This is a genomic window from Ruminococcoides intestinihominis, assembly GCF_040096285.1.
Lineage (GTDB): Bacteria > Bacillota > Clostridia > Oscillospirales > Acutalibacteraceae > Ruminococcoides > Ruminococcoides intestinihominis.
Genome location: NZ_JBBMEY010000016.1, coordinates 1 through 21315 on the forward strand (window position 1 = coordinate 1; position 21315 = coordinate 21315).

The 21315-nt window shown below is 33.7% G+C and carries 16 protein-coding genes and 1 tRNA gene; 13 read left to right on the top strand and 4 right to left on the bottom strand.

The annotated features are described in order from the left end of the window. Positions 1-646 precede the first annotated feature (646 nt). Positions 647-1150 carry a MarR family winged helix-turn-helix transcriptional regulator gene (locus WMO18_RS05620; protein WP_022505302.1) on the top strand — a complete coding sequence of 168 codons (504 nt, stop codon included), beginning with the start codon at positions 647-649 and terminating at the stop codon, positions 1148-1150. Positions 1151-1213: 63 nt separating this feature from the next. On the opposite strand, the gene WMO18_RS05625 is transcribed toward WMO18_RS05620, so the two are convergent. Then, positions 1214-2878: a polysaccharide deacetylase family protein gene (locus WMO18_RS05625; RefSeq protein ID WP_367286418.1), complete on the bottom strand. Its 1665-nt coding sequence runs from the start codon at positions 2876-2878 to the stop codon at positions 1214-1216. Positions 2879-3332: 454 nt separating this feature from the next. On the opposite strand from WMO18_RS05625, the gene WMO18_RS05630 reads away from it, so the two are divergent. From WMO18_RS05630 to WMO18_RS05685, 12 genes are all read left to right on the top strand, one after another. After that, positions 3333-4160: a hypothetical protein gene (locus tag WMO18_RS05630; protein WP_367286419.1), complete on the top strand. Its 828-nt coding sequence runs from the start codon at positions 3333-3335 to the stop codon at positions 4158-4160. Between the two features lie 37 nt (positions 4161-4197). Continuing rightward, positions 4198-5124 (top strand): hypothetical protein, encoded by a 927-nt coding sequence (locus WMO18_RS05635; RefSeq protein ID WP_367286420.1) that lies wholly within the window; start codon positions 4198-4200, stop codon positions 5122-5124. Between the two features lie 119 nt (positions 5125-5243). Next, the gene (locus WMO18_RS05640; RefSeq protein ID WP_367286421.1) at positions 5244-6089 is read left to right on the top strand and encodes a hypothetical protein; all 846 of its coding nucleotides are present in this window, start codon (positions 5244-5246) and stop codon (positions 6087-6089) included. A gap of 63 nt (positions 6090-6152) precedes the next feature. Continuing rightward, the gene (locus WMO18_RS05645; protein ID WP_367286422.1) at positions 6153-6887 is read left to right on the top strand and encodes a signal peptidase I; all 735 of its coding nucleotides are present in this window, start codon (positions 6153-6155) and stop codon (positions 6885-6887) included. Positions 6888-7153: 266 nt separating this feature from the next. Further along, on the top strand, positions 7154-8683 hold the full coding sequence (locus tag WMO18_RS05650; RefSeq protein WP_367286423.1) for an AAA family ATPase: 1530 nt from the start codon (positions 7154-7156) through the stop codon (positions 8681-8683). Between the two features lie 78 nt (positions 8684-8761). Next, a complete protein-coding gene (locus WMO18_RS05655; protein ID WP_367286424.1) occupies positions 8762-11071 on the top strand; it encodes a hypothetical protein in 2310 nt (769 codons plus the stop codon). 21 nt (positions 11072-11092) lie between these two features. Beyond that, positions 11093-12070, top strand: a complete 978-nt coding sequence (locus WMO18_RS05660; protein WP_211147166.1) for a hypothetical protein — start codon at positions 11093-11095, stop codon at positions 12068-12070. 31 nt (positions 12071-12101) lie between these two features. Continuing rightward, on the top strand, positions 12102-13838 hold the full coding sequence (locus WMO18_RS05665) for a hypothetical protein (protein ID WP_211147165.1): 1737 nt from the start codon (positions 12102-12104) through the stop codon (positions 13836-13838). A gap of 29 nt (positions 13839-13867) precedes the next feature. After that, complete coding sequence (locus WMO18_RS05670; protein ID WP_211147164.1) at positions 13868-16339, top strand: InlB B-repeat-containing protein; 2472 nt, start codon at positions 13868-13870, stop codon at positions 16337-16339. Between the two features lie 21 nt (positions 16340-16360). Continuing rightward, entirely contained in the window at positions 16361-16678 is a 318-nt protein-coding gene (locus WMO18_RS05675; RefSeq protein WP_211147182.1) for a starch-binding protein, read from the top strand. 202 nt (positions 16679-16880) lie between these two features. Beyond that, the gene (locus tag WMO18_RS05680; RefSeq protein ID WP_211147163.1) at positions 16881-17861 is read left to right on the top strand and encodes an Ig-like domain-containing protein; all 981 of its coding nucleotides are present in this window, start codon (positions 16881-16883) and stop codon (positions 17859-17861) included. 31 nt (positions 17862-17892) lie between these two features. After that, entirely contained in the window at positions 17893-18615 is a 723-nt protein-coding gene (locus WMO18_RS05685; protein ID WP_211147162.1) for a signal peptidase I, read from the top strand. A 396-nt stretch (positions 18616-19011) separates the two neighbouring features. On the opposite strand, the gene WMO18_RS05690 is transcribed toward WMO18_RS05685, so the two are convergent. The 3 genes from WMO18_RS05690 to WMO18_RS05700 form a co-directional block, all read right to left on the bottom strand. Continuing rightward, positions 19012-20556, bottom strand: a complete 1545-nt coding sequence (locus WMO18_RS05690) for a sodium/proline symporter (RefSeq protein ID WP_211147161.1) — start codon at positions 20554-20556, stop codon at positions 19012-19014. A gap of 79 nt (positions 20557-20635) precedes the next feature. Next, the gene (locus WMO18_RS05695; protein WP_211147160.1) at positions 20636-21136 is read right to left on the bottom strand and encodes a GNAT family N-acetyltransferase; all 501 of its coding nucleotides are present in this window, start codon (positions 21134-21136) and stop codon (positions 20636-20638) included. A gap of 93 nt (positions 21137-21229) precedes the next feature. Next, positions 21230-21306 (bottom strand) — tRNA-Ile (locus tag WMO18_RS05700). Between the last annotated feature and the right edge of the window lie 9 nt (positions 21307-21315).

A 21315-nucleotide genomic window follows, 5' to 3' on the forward strand; every position in this document is an offset into this window, starting at 1 on the left:
AGCCATGATGATATTTTAAACAAGTTTAAAATATCAACCACTCCTTTCGTCACCATTCGGTGACACTTCCCTCAGCGGGGAAGCAAAATAATTTGTACAAATATAAAATTAGTACGCAATTTTTAAATAGTACAGACTTTATAAATTAATACAATTTATAGTAAAAACAAAGGCTCCCTCAGACGAGGGAGCTGTCATTCGTGAATTGCAGAGCAATTCACCTTTTAAAGAATGACTGAAGGAGGGAAAAACTATAAATTAGATGAATTAATCGGTTATTATCTAATTTATCTACATTACATAATCAACCCCACAAACCCTAATTTATCAAACTAATCTTTACCCACAGACAAAATTGAAAAGCCCAAATTTATCAACTTAATCTTAACGCACAGACAAAATTGAAAATACAAATATCAATACCAATGAATATAACACCTATAAAAATGTAAAAATAATGATATGTATATGCAATATTTACTATATGAAAATAAACAAATGTGCAGTAATATATATAAAAGAATTTTAAATTAGATAACTGATTTGTTATTTGTTTTCTTTTTAGTGTGATAACATTGACAACTAAATAGACATTTGTTAACATAGTGATGTAAAATTGTTTACTATGTAAAAGGAAGAGTGGCTTATGATGGACGAAAAATTTTTACATGATACCGGTGTAGAGGTTATGCATGTTGTAAAAACAACCCTAAAGGCTTACCGTACATTCAGCAAACTTGCTGTAGAAGGGGAAAAGGTAAGCGTTTGTGGTTTACAGGTTTTAACAACACTAAGATACTATCCGGAGTTAAACACAGTTAGTGACCTTGCAGATAGCCTAGAGTTTAGCAAAGGCCTAATTTCAAGAGAAGTAGAAACTTTGAGAAAAGGTAACTATGTAACTACCTCAGTTGATGAAAAGGATAGAAGAGTTCTAAGAATTTTCATTAATAAAGAAGTTGCAGAACCGGTTATTCTTAAGCAAAAGAAAAAGTTATTTAATCTAATTCATCAGGTTACAGATGGTATTGCTGATGAAGATATTAAAAAGTATAGAGAATTAAATAAGATTTTCCTTGAAAAGGTAACTGAAGTTGATTTTGATAAAGAAGTTGATACTTCTAACTTCGATTTACAGAAGTTTATTTAAAATTAATAATTTTTTCAAACAAAAAAGGAGTGACCGTTTTGGCCACTCCTTAATTTTTTTGTTTTAGTTAACAGTAGGTGTTGTATTATCGGTTACAACATTTTGATTATTTGCTACTGTTGTACTTGTTGTATTGTTTGAGTTGTTACTTTGATTTGTACTGAACTCAGTTTGGTTACTGTTTGTATTACTGTTGTTTCTCTTTTGAGAATAGTTTGTTGTAGGGTAGAAACAAGAATATGTTTCGCCATTTTTCATAGTTGTGTTTCTGTAGTAAGCAAGTTCAGAAACAGTAACTAGCTGATAACCCTTTTTATCAAGATACTTAACAATGTTTGCAACTGCCTTTGGTGTTGAGTCTTGAATATCATGCATTAGAACAATGTCTCCATCAAGGTTTTGACCTTTCTTAAATACACTCTTAATTGCATTAAATGTAGCCTGACTGCTCTTTGTACTCCAGTCTAGAGTATCAATTGACCATAGAATAATAGGGCTAATATTTTCAGTTTCATATACATTAGAAGTAATACCACCCGGACAACGGAAAACAGTAGGATATTCACCGATTACTTTCTTAATAGCATCATTTGTTTTGTTCATTTCAGCTCTTTGCTTTTTCTCGCTGATGTTACTTGCATATTGGTGATCCCAAGAGTGATTACCGATTTCATGACCGGCATTAAATTCTTGCTGAACAATATCTTCTTCACCCTCAATTCTAGAACCAACAAGGAAGAATGTTGCTCTACCGTTTACACTCTTTAGTGATTTTAGAATTTGCTCTGTATTACTTGCATCAGGACCATCATCAAATGTAAGTGCTACCATAGGTTTTGTTCTGTCTAGGTTCTTACGGATTTTAGCCTTTTGTTCTGTAACAATAATTTTGCAGGTAGCAGAAAGGTTGTTGTATAAAGTACAGGTAACATTAGCCTCACCTTCTCTAAGTGCCTTTACAAGACCTTTATTATCAACAGAAACAATGTGGTCATTGTCTGTAGTGAATGTGTAGCTTGAAGTACCCTCATTTTTATTAAATTCCGGAACAATATTGATTGTACCACCAACACCCATTGTTGTGTTAGCTAAGTTTAGCTTAAAGCTGGTAGGTTCATTAAATATTTGTAGCTTAACTTTCTTTTCAATACCATTGTAGCTTGTGATTGTAATAGTTGCATTACCTTTTGATATTGCTTTGATTGTACCGGTCTTATCAATAGTAGCGACATTTTTATTATCTATATTATATGTATAGAAGTCACTAGGTGTATTTTCGCTGTCATCCGGTTTAAAAGTGTAGCTTTCACCATTAGCCATAACTACCTTTTTAGGTGCAGAGATTTTCTTAGGTGCTGATACAACGGTAATGTCAGCATAATTAGTAAGGTTATTATCTGTTGTTACTTTAATAGAACAATCACCTTTCTTAAGTGCCATAACCTTGTTGCCGGTAACTTTAACTATGCTACTGTCAGTAGAGGATAATTTATAGGTGTTTTTTGCATCCTTAGGAGAAAGGACAACATCAAGAGAAGATTCTTGACCAACACCCAAGGTGATTTCTTTTGTCTTAAAACTAACGGACTGAGCATTTGTAGTTATATTCAGTAAACTTTTTGTTTCCTCAACAATGTCAACACCATAAAGTGTAAGACCGGCACAGACAACTGAAATAATAGCTAATATTACGAGTATAGTTGTGATAATAATTGATTTCGCTTTCATATATAATACTTCCTAAATCGTTTTTCTCTATGATACCACATAATTAGACAAAAATAAACATTTAACACATATTTTTTTAAATTATATTTGTTCTGTAGGAATATATGCTATTATAATTTTGTTAAAGAATTATCGCATGTATATTTACAATATGTTCATAATTAAAATTACATAAAATTTGTGCAAAATTTCTAAATGTATTAAATGGTAAATTTTGTTTGTACATTTTGTGATAAATTGAAAATTTTTATTGTGCAACTTTACTCTTGATTTGATGATTTTGTGAATTTTTGCATAAATCGTGGCAATTTTGACTATGAAAAAGGTAGAAACTCGGACATATTGTTGAAGAAACAACTAAATTGTAGTATAATAATAGAGGTTCCGATAAATGTTCCGATAGTTTATGTACGGTTTGTGAACTATCTATTAAAAGGTGAAATAGGGTGGTGCAATGATGGATAACAAGGATGAGTTAACCTTTGAACTTCAAAAGGCTCTTGCTGAAAAAGAAATAATGGACAAAGTCAATGTGCGTGTTCGTAGAAAGACCAGTCTGGTGTTGTTATTCATTTCATTTATGAGTTTAGTCTTAGTAACATTTGCTTGGTTTACTATTAGTACCCTTGCTAATGTTGAAAAGCTGGATATGACTATTGGTACTGCACCGGACCTTAGAATCAGTACAGAGAATCACGGTAGCAACTTTAAACAATATGTAAAGACTGTTACAGGTGCTATGATTGATAAGGAACTAACCGATAGATTTAATACAACAATGAAAGACCAAGTTCTTGATCCTGTTACTTCTTCAAACGGTAGAGCATTTAAAAGCAGAAGTGGCAGAGAAATGGAAAGAAACAAAAACACTTTCCTAGAATTTGACCTTTACTTAATCTCAACTAAGGATTTAACAGTTCATATTACTAATGATGCTGACAATGAAAACAGAATCAAAGGTACTCAGGTTTCTACTAAAGAAACAGGTGATAAGGCTGATATTGTTAAGGCAGTTCGCTTTAGCTTTACTAATGAAGATGGCAGAACTATTATATATGAACCAAACAAAGGCTCAGCAGTTGCCGGTCAAACAACATTTGATTTATCAAGACCAATGACTTACGGTGATGCAAACAAAGTTTGTGACCTTAAGAAGCTAACTCCACAGAAAGTTACAGTTAGAGTTTGGTTTGAGGGTGAAGACCCAGAATGTGTTAACAAAATTCAAGAATCAACTATGGAAGCTATCCTAACATTTGGTGGAGAAGCTGACGCAAGTTAATTCATAAAAATTTACTAAGATAGGGAGGAGATAAAAGTTGTTTAAGAAAAAGAAAAATGAAAATGTGGACTTTACTCCAAGTGACCTTAGTAAATTAACCAAAAAAGGTGCTAGAGAAACCGGAAAAGAAAGTTCATATGGTGAGTTTAGACAAGCAAGAGATGCAGAGGTTCTGGACAAAACCAGAAGAAGAAAAAGACTTTTGTTTTGGTTAAGTCTACTTTTAATTGCTTTTCTACTTTGCTTGTGGTTATTAATGTTTTGGTGGACAAGAGCCGGTGACCTGGTTATTGATGTTGACCGTCTAGCTGACCAAAAAGGTATTATCCTTTCAGAAACTTCAGATTTTAAACATCCCGAAACGGTTTTATCAGGTAAAGGCGTTGATAATGTAACCAACATTACTTATGCTTGGCTAACTGATAATATGACACTTAATGGTGATATTTCTTATTTAGATAAGTATGTGTCAAGTAAGGACAAGTCAATTGACGGTGGCAGTCATAACGGTGACAGTAACAACAATAAAAAGAAAATTGCCGGTACTAATAACGCCGGTGAAAATTACTTGGCTTATACATTCTATTGTAAGAATGCCGGTAATCAGTCCTTAACTTATGATGCAACTCTTATTAATAAGGGCGCTGCTAAGAGTATGGATGAAGCAGTTAGAGTTATTGTTTTCAAAAACGGTGAACCTACTGTTTATGCTCACAAAAAGCATAAAAGTAATGAACCGGAAGACGATAGTAAGTTTATTCCAAAGTCACTTAATTTTAAGGCTTGGATAAATGATAAAGAAATTATGACAACAAAAAGTGAAAACTTTAAGCCAAACCAAGTTGATAAATATACAGTCCTAATGTGGGTTGAGGGCAATGACCCTGAATGTATCAACGAAATCCTTGGTGGTCATATGAAAATGTCTATGACATTCTCAGTTGAGGATGATAAAGAGACATAAAAAGTCCATAATGTTCTATTAACCTTAAATGCTGACAAGAGGGATGGGTAGAACGTGGAATATAAGTAATTAAACCCCGGTGGTGTTTAAGGGGTAATAAATTTTAGGAGGAAATCTCTATGAAAACACATCTATTAACAAAGAAGAGAGCTCTTATCTCTTCAGTAGCAATGCTTCTAGTAGCAATCATTGCTCTAGGTACAGCAACATTCGCATGGTTCACAAGTTCAACAGAAGCATATGCAGACGGTGTATATGTAAGAACAACTAAGGTATCTAACCTAGTTCTAAACAGTAAGCTTGACGCTAGCTGGAGAACACATGTTGAATACAATGTTGGTGAAGCTGGTGCTAGAAAGAAATTAACACCTGTCTCAACAGTAAACGGTAATGACTGGTACTTTGCAAATGCAAAAGAAGGTACTTCTTTCGCAGCTGATACAGCTACAAGGGTAGATACACAGCTTGCTGAAAACAAAAACTTCAATGACTATTATTTTGCTGACCAGATTAACATTAAGAATGCCGGTAAGGCAGATTGTAAAGATGTAAAAATTACTATCGATGGTGATCTAGGTGATTATGGTAGAATTGCTGTTGTTCCTGTAACAGATAAGGGTTTAACAACTATTGCTCCTCTTGAAGAAGGTAAGACAGCATGGAAAGACTATATTATCGATAAAGATGGTGTAGGATATAAGGCTGCAACAGGTACAACACTAAGAACACTTAATGATGAAGATGGTACATACACAGATACGGATGTTGAAGCTGTAACTCCATCCACAAGTAAAACAATTAAAGTTGGTACAATAGCTCCAGACGAAGTAAAATACTTTAATGTATATGTATGGTTTGAAGGTCAGGATGAACAGTGTACAAATGCTAACTCTGGTCAGTTTATTCCTGGTTTAACACTTACAGTTGAAGGTACTGCTGTTGACGATAACGGTGCAGGAAACTAATTTATAATTTTATTAAAGTAAAATTACATAATTAATTAAGAAATGAAATGGAGACCCAGGTAAATGAAAGTTTTTAAGAAAGTGATAAACATAGTAATTGATGTGCTTGTAGTATTAATACTACTTGTATCCGCTCTAATTTTAACATTATCTTTAGCTTCTCAAGATACTGGGTCTCCTAATTTACTTGGATACACACTAAATGCTATCCAAACAGGTTCAATGGAACCTGAGTTTTATGCCGGCGACTTGCTAATAGGTAAGTCAATGGATGTTGGCGAAACTTACAACAAAGGCGACATTGTCTTTTTTGAAAGTTCCTACAAGGGGGAAGATGGTATTGAATACAAAATGGTAAAATGCCATCGTATTATAAAGATTAAGGATGAGGACGGAGTTAAGTATTACCTAACAAGAGGTGATAACAACGCAGCGTCTGATGCAAAGACAGACGGTTGGATTACTGACGGTAAGATTGTGGGTATTTATCAGACAAGTGATTACCAGGGTAAGAAGCTTAGTGGCTTTGGTTCTGTAATTGACTATTTACAGAGCTTCTGGGGATTCTTCTTCGTAATCGTTCTACCAATGATATTATTCTTTATCTATGAGCTGGTTCGTGTTATCCGTAATGTGATGGCTTATACTAAGGAAAAAGCTATTGCCGCTGCTCAAGAGGCTGCCGAAAACGCAGAGCTTAGTGAAGAGCAAAAGCAAAAAGCAATAGAAGAATATTTAGCAAGTCAAAAGGCAAAGGAAGAATCTTCTAAAGAAGAAAACTCCAATGACCAAGAATAAAATTAAAAACTTGCTAAGAGGTGAAAGTCCACTGTTGCAGAGAATTTTCACTACAATTTAGTTGGCAGTACACTAATGAAAATACTGCATATGAGGGCTAAACCGGAAAGAATTATATGGTTAAGCAAATATGTAAACATAAGCGATAAATCTTTCTAACGGGTCAGCAACGCCGGAAAGATTTGTTGTTTGTTTATGATTGAGGCGATTAGTCATAGGACTAAGGGTAAAACTTTTTTAAGAACAGAAAGAGGAGTAGATTCCTTATGGATACAGTATTCAAATTTTTATATGAATTTCTGGGACAATTCTTTACTTCACTTTGGAGTATTGTAACAGGAATTTTCAAGGGCATTGTTGGTATGTTTGATTTTCCAGCGTACGGAAAGATTATTAGCGATTACACATCAGAACTTGGAGGATTAGAGTGGGTAATTGCCATATTTGCAATGATTTTACTTGCAGCTGTCCTTGTATTTTTAGTAATGCTTATTGTTCTATCCTTAAAAAAGTTTTTCCGTTATAAGAAAAAGGTTAAGGATACAGGGGACTTAGTAGCAGAAGTTAATCACCTAACTAAAGAGGTTATGAGACTAAACCTTGAGAAAGATAAGATTCTATCAATGAAGGTTTCTCAGATTGGTCTTAACCCTAACGAAATTTCTGAACTTACAGGGGAAGAAATTGAAGCTCTTAATAATGGTGAAGAAGAAACAACTCAGCGTTTCTACAAGCTATGTCATATTGATGAAGTTTGGGCAGACTATCAGCCTCCAATTTACAACAATACAATTACACTTGAACAGTTCTGTGACCAGTTCCGTAACTTTGCTTGTTCAAGACTTGGTCTTTATTATGATACTAAGTTGATTAGATATTTTGTTGCTTCATTCGGTAGTAACAGACTTATCATCCTACAAGGTATCTCCGGTACAGGTAAAACTTCCCTTGCTCGTGCATTTGGTAAGTTTGTATGTAACGACTCAATCATCACACCTGTACAGCCATCTTGGAGAGATAGAACTGAGCTATTCGGTTACTTCAATGAATTTACTAAGAGATTTAACGAAACAGAACTATTGCGTGCAATGTACGAAGCAAGTTATAACGATAATGTTTATGTTATTGTACTTGATGAAATGAATATCGCTAGAGTTGAATATTACTTTGCTGAAATGCTATCAATTCTAGAAATGCCGGATTGTGATGAATGGGTAATCTCAATGGTTCCAAATGTATGGCCTGATGACCCTAAACACTTTGACCAAGGTAACTTTAAGATACCACCAAATATGTGGTATATCGGTACTGCTAATAACGATGACTCTACTTTTGCTATTGCCGATAAGGTTTACGACAGAGCAATGCCTATTGATATTGATAGTAAGGGTACTCCATTTGATGCACCGGATACTCCACCAGTACAGATTAACTATCATTATTTGGAGAGCCTATTTGACAATGCTAAGAAGCAATATCCTGTTAGCCAAGTACTAATTGATAAACTAAACAAGCTTGATGATTATGTTATTGAACATTTCCGTATTGCTTTTGGTAACAGAATTATGCGTCAGGTAATGTCCTTTACACCATGTTATGTTGCTTGTGGTGGTAAGGAAATTGACGGCCTTGACTATGTCCTAGCAAGAAAAATCTTTAGAAAGTTTGAATCTCTAAACCTATCATATATTAGAGACGAAATTGATGGTCTGGTTGCTTATATGGATCACCTATATGGTAGAGAAAATATGGGCGAAAGTAAGGCTTATCTACATAGACTTCAAAAGCTAGTATAAAAACAATATCACCTCTTCCTTATGGGAGAGGTGGACTTATTAATTTAAGATTATTTTATTGAGAATGAGGTGTGTCCTATGGGCAAAAAATATAATAAATTGTATCGTGCATATTATGAATTGCGTGAAACCCTAAAGGATGACTACACCTTTAATTATTATATTGACGGTATGGATAGAGCTGATAACGGTGAGGATGTTCACAGTGGTGAAATCTTCTCTCGTTATATTGATATGGACTGGGTTGAAGCAATTGAATATGCCTTGCCTTATATCCAAAATGCAGTTGGTGAAATGCGTAGAACAATTATTTCCGAAGAAGAAGTAGTTAATGTTGCAAAAATCAAGAAGGTAGGTCCAGAAACTGTTAAACATTTAGCATCCCATGCTAATTATATTTCAAAAATTGATGAACGTGGTGATGTTATTCCTAACAATCTACTGAATGTTAGAAAAGAGGATACATATAACATTTATGAAAACAGAATGTTGTTTACACTTCTTACCAACATTTCAAGATTTATTTCGGAAAGATTTAGAAAGTTAAGAGAAACTCCGGAAGACTCACTTTATGAAACACATATCCACAGAGATGTTGACTATCATGGTCAGAGGATAAAGTTTAACTTTGACTTTAGAGATGAAAACCATGAAGTTGAAAAAGTAGATAATAATGAAGATGTTGAAAATTTAAGTGACTTTGACAGAGTAGTTAGAATCAGACAAATTACACAGGGTATTTTAAATTCACAACTTATGAAAGAGTTAGTTGGTTGCGAAGTGGTTCATTCACCACTAACAATGACTAACCTTTTGAAGAAAAACCCTAACTTTAAAGAGGCTGTTCAACTTTGGACATTCCTAGAAAAATACAAAAAACCCGGCTTTGTTGTTGAGAAAAATGCCTTTAACGGTGAAATGAGTAAGGATATTAAGCGTGATATTTACGGACTTATGAGCCTTAATCGTTTCGTTATGGAAATTGAACAAAGTCCGGCTTTGAAGGAAGCTCTACATGAAAAGTATTTAGAAGAAAAAGCTGAAGAAGAGGCTCTTGCTGACCAAGGTACAAAGTCTAGAATAGCTTTTGAGAAAAAGCTGAAAGAAGTTCGTCAGGAAGAAATGAACATTAGGCTTCAGGAAATTCGTGAAAGAGAAACTGAAATTCATAAATTAAAGGCAACAATTGAACAGTTAAATATGACTCTTGAGCTAAGAGAACAACAAATTGTTGAATTAACCAATAAGTTAAACTTAGCTTATGAACAGATTGAAGACCTAAAGAAACAGATTATGGTTCTTGAAGAAGAAATTGAAAAACTCAAGGCTGAAATCGAAAGATTATTAGGTATCATTGAAGAACAGAAAAAGAAAATTGCCGAACTGGAAGATAAGGTAGAAAAGTTAACTGCTGAACTTGAAAAGGCGAAAGCAGAAATCACAAGACTACTTGAACTTGAAAAACAGTTAAGAGCAGAGATTGATTCTTTAAATAAAGAAATCGTAAAGTTAAACGGTATTATTGCTAAGTTGAAGGAAGATATTGCTGAAAGAGATAGAATTATTGCTAACCAAAAAGCAGAAATTTCTTCTTTAAATAATAAGGTTGCAAACCTTAACAACACTATTGAAACCGAAAGAAAAGAACATAGTGCTGAAATTAGCCGTTTGAACTTAGAACATAAAAATGAAGTTGATACTTTGGTTGCAAATCATAATAATGAAATTGCTTCTATCAACACAAAGCATAGTGAAGAAATTTCTACTATCAATAGTAACCACCAAAATGAAGTTGCTGAAATTAATAGAAAGCATAGTGAAAATGTTAACTCTATTAATGCAGAGCATAAAGCAGAAGTAGAAGAAATTAATTCTAAAAATGCTGAAAATATCAACAAGTTAAATGCTAACTTTGACAAGAAAATGGCTAATGAAAAAGCTAATTTTCAAAATGAAATGTCAAAGCAACAGGCGTCTTTCCAAAAGGAAAAGGATAGCTTAAATCAGACTAATGAAAAAGAAAGAAAGATTTATGAAGCTAAACTTGTTGTACTAAAAGATGAACAAGAAAAAGAAATTAGCAAGATTAACACTAATCATTCTAAAGAAATAGAAAAGTTACACAGAAGTGCTGCTGATTCCTTAGCAAAGGAAAGAAAGATTCATCAGTCAGAAATTGCTAAGGTTAAAAAGCAGAAAGATAAGGCTTATTCTGAAGAAGAAAAGAAGTTTAATCAAAAGCTAAAAGAAGTTGAAAAAAGACTGGAAAAAGAGTATAATAAGAAAGTTAAAGAAATCAAAGAGCAAGAGGCTAAAAAGGTTAAAGCCATTAAGCTAAAAGCTAAGAAGAAAATGTTTACTGCTGAGGAACTAGAGAATATTAAATAACCTAAAAGTAGTGAGGGTAATATGAGTAAAGACCAGGAACTTGTAAAAGTAAAAAGGGATACCAAATCCCTAGTTATAAAAAACTTAATAGTTATGGCTGTGCTTATTATTATCGCACTAACCGGTGTTATCTCTTGGTTTACAAACAAGACCGAGGCAACTGCTGATGGTATCAATGTTATCTGCGAAGCACCTAAAGGTCTAAAAATTGCAGTTGTGCAACATGGTGAACCTGCTCCTGATGTTAATGATGAAACTCAATGGTCAGAAGGGGAAATTACTTTAACTAAAGAGGATTATCCTTTCTTGAAAGAACAGTCAATTATCGAAATTACAAGTGACGGTACGGATTTCTATAAACCAAAGCTTACTCAAGAAAATGGTAAGGCTAAGCCTGATACAAGTAGTGAGTGGGATGTTGCTGATAAGGATTCTTATTTATCAATTGATGTTTATATGAAAACGGGTGAAGATCATATGGTTTATTTGAATTCAGGAACAGAGATTTCTCCAATCTCTACCACATTAACAGGTGAACAATCCGGTAATAAAAGTGACGACGGTGATTTTTCAAAGGACTGTATTGTTGGAGCAGTAAGACTTTCTACTGTAAACAGTGCTGATTCAAAATTGAAAAATTTATGGATACCGGCTCCTCAAATTCACTATGACAGTGATAAAAAGGAAGTTACTTTAGGTAATACTTCCGGCGATACGTTTAAACATAAGTATTGGAAGGTAACAAAAAATTCAGATGGCAAAACGGGTAAACCTACTGGAACAGCACCGGTAGAATATAAAGATGTTATTACAAACACAAATAATGATTTTAAATTAGGTAAAAATTATGATTTTGCCATGTTAACAAAAAAACAACCTAGTGATAAATATGCTTCAGGTATGACAACAGTAAATATTTGGGTTGACGGTGAAGATGATGAAGCAAGATTTGCTATGGTTGGTGGAAAGTTTAAGGCAACAATTAAGTTATCCTTGTAATAAGGCACTAAATTGAAAGGAAGTGATATGAGTGAAAAAAGAAAAGTATGTTTCAAAACATTGTGGTAATGTTTCACATAGTTTTAAGGGTATTTCTTATTCATATATATCACTCTTTTTAGTTGTTATGGTGCTTGTTGGTACAACAGTATCTTGGTTTACAATTAAGGATAATGCAAATATTAATTCAAATATTATGAATTTTAATTCAGGTACAGGGCTTCGTGTTAATGATGGTGAAGATATTACAAATCATATTAAAGTTGATAACTTTAAAATTGATGAGGCATCAAGTGTTGATGGCAGAAATTTATTTTTTCCCAATAATAACGTAGATGGTGATAGTAATTTAACCTACTCATTGCAATATAGAGATGCTACTGTTGGTGACAAGAACCAAAGGTTTTTGTACAAAGATTTTACTGTTAGTGCAGACTCAAAGGAAACTAATGTTTATGTAAAGAGTTACACAATTAAAGTCGGTAACGAAACATTTAATGGTTCAACACAGATTTTGTTTGAAGATAAAAATAACCCTTTGAAACCAACCGGTATTGTTACTCACGATGCTTGTCCCATTAGGATTGCATTCATTACTGACAGTCAGGATAAACCAACAGTTTTTGATCCAACTGCCCTTGTTGACAGATATGCAAAGACTTATCCGGCAATTAGTTCGACTGCTTTGGATACTGGTTTGGTTATAAATACAGAAAATTCAACTTCCATTTCATTCTCTGATTACTACTACGCAGTAGGTAAGCCAATATTTACACTAGAGGGCACGACCCCAAAGAAGGTGACTATGGTTGCGTGGCTTGAGGGCACAGGTGATAATTGTGATAAATATGCAGGTAAAGATCTTTCTATCGATATAGAACTTGAAAGTAATTTTAAAGATATGGAATGGATTACTTTTGTAGATGATACTGTAGGTGATAATGATCCTTCAGTAACACATTGGATTAATAAAGACAAAGACTGTATTGTAACTATGACTTATAAAGACATTACTACAACAGGTTCACCTTATCGTACAGTTATTATGCAAGAAAACGATAAAGATGCAAAAGGAAATCCAACATGGGTTGCTCCAATTCCTGAAAAAGTTGTAACAGATATAACCTTTAATAGATACAGTCTTAACGATGAAATGATTTATAACGCATGGTATACCCGAAAAGATGTTGAAACAATGTGGGCAAAAAAGCTAAATACTGACAGAAAAAAAGCTCCACTTCAAGAGTCCAGAGAAATAAATGGTACAAGAAAAACTGTTTATACAGCTCTTGGTGGTAATGGTTATAGTACAACTGAGGATATATCAGAGAGATTATCACCTTGTTTGGGTTATTGGGATTACGAAAATATTTCCAGTGGTGGTTCTTCTTCCGGTGGTGGTTCCGGTTCAGGTGGCAGTGGCTCCGGTGGTGGAATTGTTGAAGATCCAAATGCTAAGATTAAGATAGGTATTGACTTTAACATAACTGCTAATAATAAGAATTGGATAAAAAGTAATATTAATGATAATGGTTACACAATGTATGCTAAGTTTATCGATGGAACATTGGTTCCTATGGAATTGGACAACGATGTTTGTAAGATTAATAATTATGAGATGAAAGTCAATTCGATTTTAACCAATTTTGTGCTAAAGAGCAAATCAGATACAAAGACAATTAGAATAGATCAAAATGTTATATTTAATAGAAGTATGAATATTGCAATGGAAATTTCAAATGATGATGTTGCTCATAGAACAAATTAATGAATTATTAAGATAAGGAGATGTCACAAATGAATAAGAAAAGGCCATTACATGGCAAAAAAACTGAGAAAAGTGATAATTTCCTTGGACGTGTTTCAATTAAGACAATTGTACTATCAGTTGTAGCACTTATCCAAATGATGCTTTTAATTACCGGTACAACATTTTCTTGGGTAGAAACAATTTCTTCTTTGGCACTTACCGGTGGCGGTAAAATTGACAATCCTGTTATGACAGTTGCGAATATCGGTTCCGGCAGTGGTTATAACGAAACCCTTGATTTAGACGGCTATTTCAAAAAAGCCGGTAATGTTCATTTAGCTACATGTTCCAGTGCTGACGGTCAGAACTTTTATTTTCCTATTGTTGGTGATAACAATAATTATCGTCAATCAACTGTAAATGACCGTAATGTAAACTACATTGGTTATAATCTTAAAGTAGTAAATAAAGAAAAAAATAAAAGTAAAGATTTTAAGTTTGGTAAAATACCATCAATCAAAATCGGTAATGAGGCAGTAACAGACAACAGAGTGCGAATTGCTATTACAGTTGATGGTGTTACTAAGATATTCTCTAATAAAGATGCTACTGAAAATGTTGTAGCAGCTACTAACGGTACGCCTTCAGAAACTACGGTTAACGCTTTTGATAAATATACTAATTCAGATGAAAAAGTGACTTTACCGGTATTTTCTATACCTGCAAATTCTAGTAAAGAAGTAAAAATTTCTCTTTGGCTTCAAGATTCTAACGGTGGCAATAACGGAGATGTAGCAGTAAATGACTTTACACTGGTTGTCAGCAAGAAGCGTGTAGAAGTGAAATATGGCACTGACTCAAATGAAACAATGGGTAATATTTCTATTGGTAGCAAAAATCAGAAAGTTTGTTACGGAGAAGAGGGTACTACGGTTCCTCTAAATGCTACTGCAAACCCGGGTTACAAGTTTATGGGTTGGTACAAAGATATTGATTGTACAATTAAAGCTCCTGTAACAGACGGTGAATTTAAAATAGGTAGTGACAGCAATATAACTTTATATGCGTTATTTAAGAAAACTTATACCGTTAATGTTATTGCCGTAACTGATAATGTTCAAGGTGGCACAGGCGGTACAGTTAAAATTAATTCCGGTACTGCATCTGACAGTGCAATTAAAAGTGATGTAACTGTTGGAGAAACGGTAAAACTTACTGCGACACCTAATGAAGGTTATGATTTTGTGGGTTGGTTTGACAGTGCTACCGGAGGTACTCAGATTACCGGTGAAAACCCTGCTAATGTTGAGATTGACAGTGTTAATCCTACTGATAGAACTTTCTATGCCAGATTTGAAATCAAGAAATATACAGTTACTGCAAGTGCAGTTTCTGAAGATGACGATAAAAACAAACAAGGAAACAAAATCACCTATGGTAATGAACATAAGGCACAAGTTCAAGTTATTGTAAATCATGGTGGTTCTGTAACATTTACGGCTGTCCCTGTTGATGGCTCCGGTTATGTATTTGACGGTTGGTATAGTGACAAGGATTGTTCAGCAGGTAATAAACTTTCAAGTGAGAAAAGTTATACAGTTAACTCTGTAAAATCTCATATGAGTATTTATGCAAAGTTTGTTTTGAAACGATACACGATTGATGTTTACGCATATTGTTATAATGATAAAACAACAGATTTGAGTGAACAGGTTAATTATGGTAAAATTAAATCAGATAATGAAACACTAGAAACTCATACTACACGAATTGTAAAGTATGGAACATCATTCTCATTTACAGCTGTAGGAAATGAAAACTGCGAATTTGAGGGTTGGTATAATAAAGCTGATGATACTTTAATTGATAGTGAAAATGTTACATATAGTGTTGATTCATTTAAAGGTGACCCTCAAACAAGCGAAAACAAAAAGAGTTTTTATGCTAAGTTTAAGATAAAAACAAAGACAATCAATGTTCATCTGGTAAAGAATGATACAACAGATACTTCAACAGTAAATATTAACCGTACACTTACTACTGATGTGATTAACTATGGCGAAACAGCAACAATTTCTGCTGAACCTGGTGCAAACAGTGAGTTCAAGGGTTGGTTTACTGATGAGGCTTGTACTGAGAGAGTCGGAGAAAATTATCTTGACAAGAATTTGTCTATTACAGTAAATAAAGATACACCTACTGATTATTATGCTAAGTTTGAGAAGAAAACTACGGTGACAGTTTACTTCAAGAATGTTCCGGGTTGGACACCACCTTATGCTTATGTGTGGTATGACAAAACCCATAATGATTCAATTGAAATGACTAAGGTTAGCGACAACTATTACAAAGTCGATATTGATGTAAAATATACCAAAATTATTTTTAAAAACAAAGATAATTGGATAGGTCAAACTAAGGACTCTCCTATTCCAAAAATCGGTGATGAAAATAATTGTTTTATTTACGATACATCCCATACACAGTACAATGGTTATTGGACAAAGTATGTAGAGTAAACTCCTGCAGAAAAATATACTATTTACCTAACCAATAATAAATATTGGAACGAAGTATACTGCTATGCGTGGAATGGTACTATCAAAAATGGCGATTTTCCAGGTGTAAAAATGACTGATACGAATTATAAAAATAATCTAGGTCAGGCAGTTTATAAGGTTGAAATTGACTCAACTTATACAGGTTTAGTATTTAGTAACGGTAAAAAAGAGCAGGGTGCAGAGCAGACAGTAGAAATTAGTGATTTTAAAGATGGTACTGCTTATTATTTAAAGGATGACAAAGATACTAATCAACATTACAATGTTGATACATGGACTTATACTCCGAGTAATTAAGAAATAGCGAGGTGAAACTATGAGAAAAACAAGAATAATTGCAATTTTGTGCTTATCATTAATATTATGCTTTTTGTGTGTTTCAACAAACACCTTCTCATGGTTTACCCGACCTAAAGAAGGAAAAGGTAATTCTTTTAGTTGGAGTAAGAATTCTTATAATCAAACTTCTAGTAAAAATTTTGAGGTTAAAACTTACGAAATGACTAGTGAAGAGGGAGTTTATGATACAACTTCTATTTCTGAAATAAATGGTAAAACTATACCTGCCGGTAAAAGATTGTGCTATAAAACAGAGATAAAGAATACCGGTGAACTAAAAGCTCAAACAGTTTCACTTTATCTTTCCGGTGTTGATTCTAATGACTACGCTAGTACATATGTAGGCGTTAATAATCCTATGAAAACCCATAAGCATTTACAATCTAATACCGGTAACAAGGTTATCAATGATATAAACAAGAAAAATGTTTATGTTGGATTTAATACTTCAAATAATTTTAATCCTGCTGATTTTTCAGTTCACTATTGGGGTGATGGTGTTACTCCAGGTAATTCAGTTGTGGCTTCTGAGTATCCGCATGGCACAATAGATGCATTTAATTCCGAATACTTTCTTTATCATGCTGAGATTCCATATGATGCAACTTGTGTAAAACCTAGATTGAAAGATAGCGAAAATTACTACGGTGCTGATAATACTAATGTAGATACTAAAAACCTAATTGGTATTTTTAAAGGTGGATTCGGTACTAACGCTGACTATGCTTCTACAGGCAAGGGTGCAGGTATTAAGCAGTTTTATTCTTTGGCAACAGTTAGTGTTGGTAAGACTATTGACCTTTCTGCTATTGCTCAAGGAACAAGTATTAATTACAAAGTAGAAGATAGTAAAATAGCAACAGTTGATAGTAATGGTGTAGTTACCGGTAAGTCTGTTGGTCAAACAAAATTGACATTAACTGCTACCGGTGCTCATGGAGACACTCAAACTGCTAATTGTAGACTGGTTGTTACAGATGAAACAAAAAAATTAATCAGTGTTCCGGTAGTTACTAATATGGTAACATATCCTTATAATGAAAAGAGTAAAGAAAATTTAGTGACTGTATATTGGTATATTAAAAATGAAGGTTCTTCTGATATTACTGTTAGTGTTGACAAAATCAATTTGACACTATAATCTTATAGTATAAATATTATTTGGTGATAGTGTGAAGAAAGCAGTAAAAGAAAAATCAAAAAAGTATAAAACATTTGTCACAGTAAAGAACACCATCGGCTGGTTCTTAGTTGTATTACTGGGAATTGCGATGGTTATTATTGTGGTAACAAGAATAAATGGAGAAACTCCAACAGTATTTGGCTATACTATTTTTAGGGTAACAACCGGTAGTATGGAACCGGAATTGCATGTTGGAGATATTATCCTTGATAAATCGGTAGAAGAAAGTGAAATCAAAGTAGGGGACATAATTTCCTATGATGGCAGTGGTTCACTTGACGGTATGGTTATCACCCATAAGGTTATTAAAGCTCCTTATAAGGATGATAATGGCAACACAATGTTGCAAACTCAAGGTGTTGCTAACGATACACCTGACCATCCAATAAAGATAAGCCAAGTTAAAGCAAAATTTGTGGCAAAAATACCACTTGTCAATTCTTTGTATAACTTGTTCTTGTCACCATGGGGTCTGGTAATATTCTTGCTACTGATTATACTAATCTTCCTTGATGAACTTATTAATTTCATAAGAGTTCTTACAGGTAATGCAAAACCTAAGGCTGATATTAATGATATTATTAAGCGACTTCAAGAGGAAGAAAGATTAGAAAAAGAAAAGAAAAAGTCATCAGAGATTGATGACCCTAAAATGAAAAAGATTGATGATGTTTATAATCATATAGTTAAAGATGATTCGGATAAAAAATAAGAAAAGGCTGTTGCAATGAGGCAACAGCCTTTTGCTATGCCTATAAATCCTCAGATTTAAGCTGTATCAATTGATAAAGTGTTAATATAGTAAATGTATGAATACTTAGTTAAAATCAAAATAGCAAAAAATAAGGATACCAATGATGGTATCCTTATCTGAATATTAGTGCTAAATGTGATGATTAAAAATCGTTTTCCAACTTTTTAATCTCATTTAATAATTCCTTCTCAGGCAAATGCTTATCTATTAGTTTTTCTAATTTAGTTTTTCTAATTGAAATACTTTTCTATGATTTTTCATTTGATTTGCTACAAATACAGTTGTATCTTTTGAATAGTGTTCTATACAGTAGATAACTATATGACAAAACTGACTTAACTTACTTACTATAAATTAATTCATTTTCTTTACTTCTTCAAAAGTATCTACAATGTCCTGACTAGGCTTTTTAGTTAGTAGGCTAACAACAATAATTACGATTAAACCGGCTAAGAAAGCAGGTAGTAGTTCATAAATGTTTAGGAATGAAAGTTCAGGGTTAGATGCACCGATAGGAGCGATTAGGTACTTCCATACAAATACCATAGCACCACCTACAAACATACCGGTGAATGCACCGTACTTATTAGCTCTTTTCCAGAACAAAGCACATAGTACAACAGGACCAAATGCTGCACCAAAACCGGCCCAAGCAAATGATACAATTTGGAATACTGATGAGTTAGGGTCCCAAGCTAGGATAACTGCTACAACTGAGATTACAAGAAGTGTAACTCTGGCAATAATCATAGCTGATTTTTTTGATGTTTTAACCTTAAATAATCCACCAACAATGTTTTCTGAAACACCGGAAGATGCAGCCAGTAGCTGACTGTCAGCAGTACTCATTGTTGATGCCAAGATACCGGCCAAGATAACACCGGCTAATAAAGCAAATACAATACCATTCTTAGAAAGTAGATTTGCAATGCTTATTATGATAGTTTCGCTATCTGCTAAGTGTTCAAGAGTACCGTTATTTGTCATAGCAAGACCAACAAAACCGATAAATACTGCAATTGCAAGTGAAATAACAACCCATACAGTTGCAACTCTTCTTGATAGCTTTAACTGCTTACTGTCACCAATAGCCATAAATCTTAGTAAAATATGTGGCATACCAAAGTAACCAAGACCCCAAGCCAGTAGGGAGAATATTGAAAGTAAACTAAATGGTGTTGATGTTTTTGTGGCTGCATCAAAGCTTTCTGTTAAGCTAAAGTAACCCGGAAGTGACTGAGCATTTGCAATAACATTTTCAAAACCACCGGCAGAATAAGTACCAAAGCCAAGAATAACAATTAATGCAACTGTCATAATGATACTTTGCATAAAGTCTGTTGTTGATGCTGCAAGGAAACCACCAATAGTTGTGTAGCCTACAATAACAAGTGCAGAGAGTACCATTGCCAAATGGTATTCAAGACCAAATACTGTACTGAATAGCTTACCACAAGCAGCAAAACCGGATGCAGTATATGGAACAAAGAATACAATGATTACTACTGCTGAAATTGCCATAATAACCTTATTCTTTTCACCAAATCTTTTTGAGAAAAACTCCGGAATAGTAATAGCGTCAATCTTTTGGCTATAGTTACGAAGTCTTTTAGAAACAATTAGCCAGTTAAAATATGTACCGATAGCAAGGCCTAAAGCTGTCCACACAGCTTCACTGGCACCACTTAGGTATGCAACACCTGGAAGTCCCATAAGTAGCCAAGAACTCATATCAGAGGCCTCAGCACTCATTGCAGTTACAAGTGGACCCAGTTTTCTGCCACCTAAATAAAAGTCATCTACAGAATTGTTTTGTCTAGCACATACAACACCGATTATTAGCACAAGGAAAAGATATGCTACAATGGATATTAATATGCATATGTTGGATGTTGTCATAATACCCCTCCATAATAAAAAGTCTTTATCATTTTACCACATTAAAGTGCAGTAGTCAAATAAAAAGGAGTATTTTGGCTTATAATGTAAGTTCCATTACATAGTCATCCATAATATAACCTTTGCCAATGTCAGTTTGTTCACTTCTTATTGTTTTGTAGCCACAATGGTTATACACATCAATTGTGTGCTTATTGTATTTATTTACAGTTAAGTAAACTGATTTCTTCTTTAGCTCTTTTGCTCTTGCGATAACAAAGTTCATCATTTTACTTGCATAGCCTTTACCTCTGTTTTCAAGTGTTAGGTAAAGTTTGCTTAAAAATAACTTTTCTTCTTCCGGATGAACAACAATGAAACCTATGTTTTCATTATTCATTTGCACAAAATAAAATTCATAGCCACTATTAATTTGCTTATCCATAGCGTCTTTACTAAAGAACATTTCAACCATATAGTCAATTTGTTCTTTCTCAAGAATACAAGGAAAGTACTCATGCCATACTTTGTCTGCAAGAAGATAAAAAGAATGAATTTCATCATTATTTTTAACTAATTTGTAAGCTAGTTCCTTATTCATAATAAAACCTCTTTATGTGTGATAATACAATTATACAACTAAAATTATTAATGTAAAATGAAAAAACGCACTAGCAAATGCTAATGCGTTCTATGGTGGGCCAACAGGGATTCGAACCCCGGACCAACCGGTTATGAGCCGGTGGCTCTGACCAACTGAGCTATTGGCCCCAACAGTAT

Excerpts from the sequence above, each read along its gene's own strand:
- WMO18_RS05620 (WP_022505302.1), top strand. The coding sequence starts at position 647 with ATGATGGACGAAAAATTTTTACATGATACCGGTGTAGAGGTTATGCAT.
- WMO18_RS05625 (WP_367286418.1), bottom strand. The coding sequence starts at position 2,878 with ATGAAAGCGAAATCAATTATTATCACAACTATACTCGTAATATTAGCT.
- WMO18_RS05630 (WP_367286419.1), top strand. The coding sequence starts at position 3,333 with ATGATGGATAACAAGGATGAGTTAACCTTTGAACTTCAAAAGGCTCTT.
- WMO18_RS05640 (WP_367286421.1), top strand. The coding sequence starts at position 5,244 with ATGAAAACACATCTATTAACAAAGAAGAGAGCTCTTATCTCTTCAGTA.
- WMO18_RS05645 (WP_367286422.1), top strand. The coding sequence starts at position 6,153 with ATGAAAGTTTTTAAGAAAGTGATAAACATAGTAATTGATGTGCTTGTA.
- WMO18_RS05650 (WP_367286423.1), top strand. The coding sequence starts at position 7,154 with ATGGATACAGTATTCAAATTTTTATATGAATTTCTGGGACAATTCTTT.
- WMO18_RS05655 (WP_367286424.1), top strand. The coding sequence starts at position 8,762 with ATGGGCAAAAAATATAATAAATTGTATCGTGCATATTATGAATTGCGT.
- WMO18_RS05660 (WP_211147166.1), top strand. The coding sequence starts at position 11,093 with ATGAGTAAAGACCAGGAACTTGTAAAAGTAAAAAGGGATACCAAATCC.
- WMO18_RS05670 (WP_211147164.1), top strand. The coding sequence starts at position 13,868 with ATGAATAAGAAAAGGCCATTACATGGCAAAAAAACTGAGAAAAGTGAT.
- WMO18_RS05680 (WP_211147163.1), top strand. The coding sequence starts at position 16,881 with ATGACTAGTGAAGAGGGAGTTTATGATACAACTTCTATTTCTGAAATA.
- WMO18_RS05690 (WP_211147161.1), bottom strand. The coding sequence starts at position 20,556 with ATGACAACATCCAACATATGCATATTAATATCCATTGTAGCATATCTT.
- WMO18_RS05695 (WP_211147160.1), bottom strand. The coding sequence starts at position 21,136 with ATGAATAAGGAACTAGCTTACAAATTAGTTAAAAATAATGATGAAATT.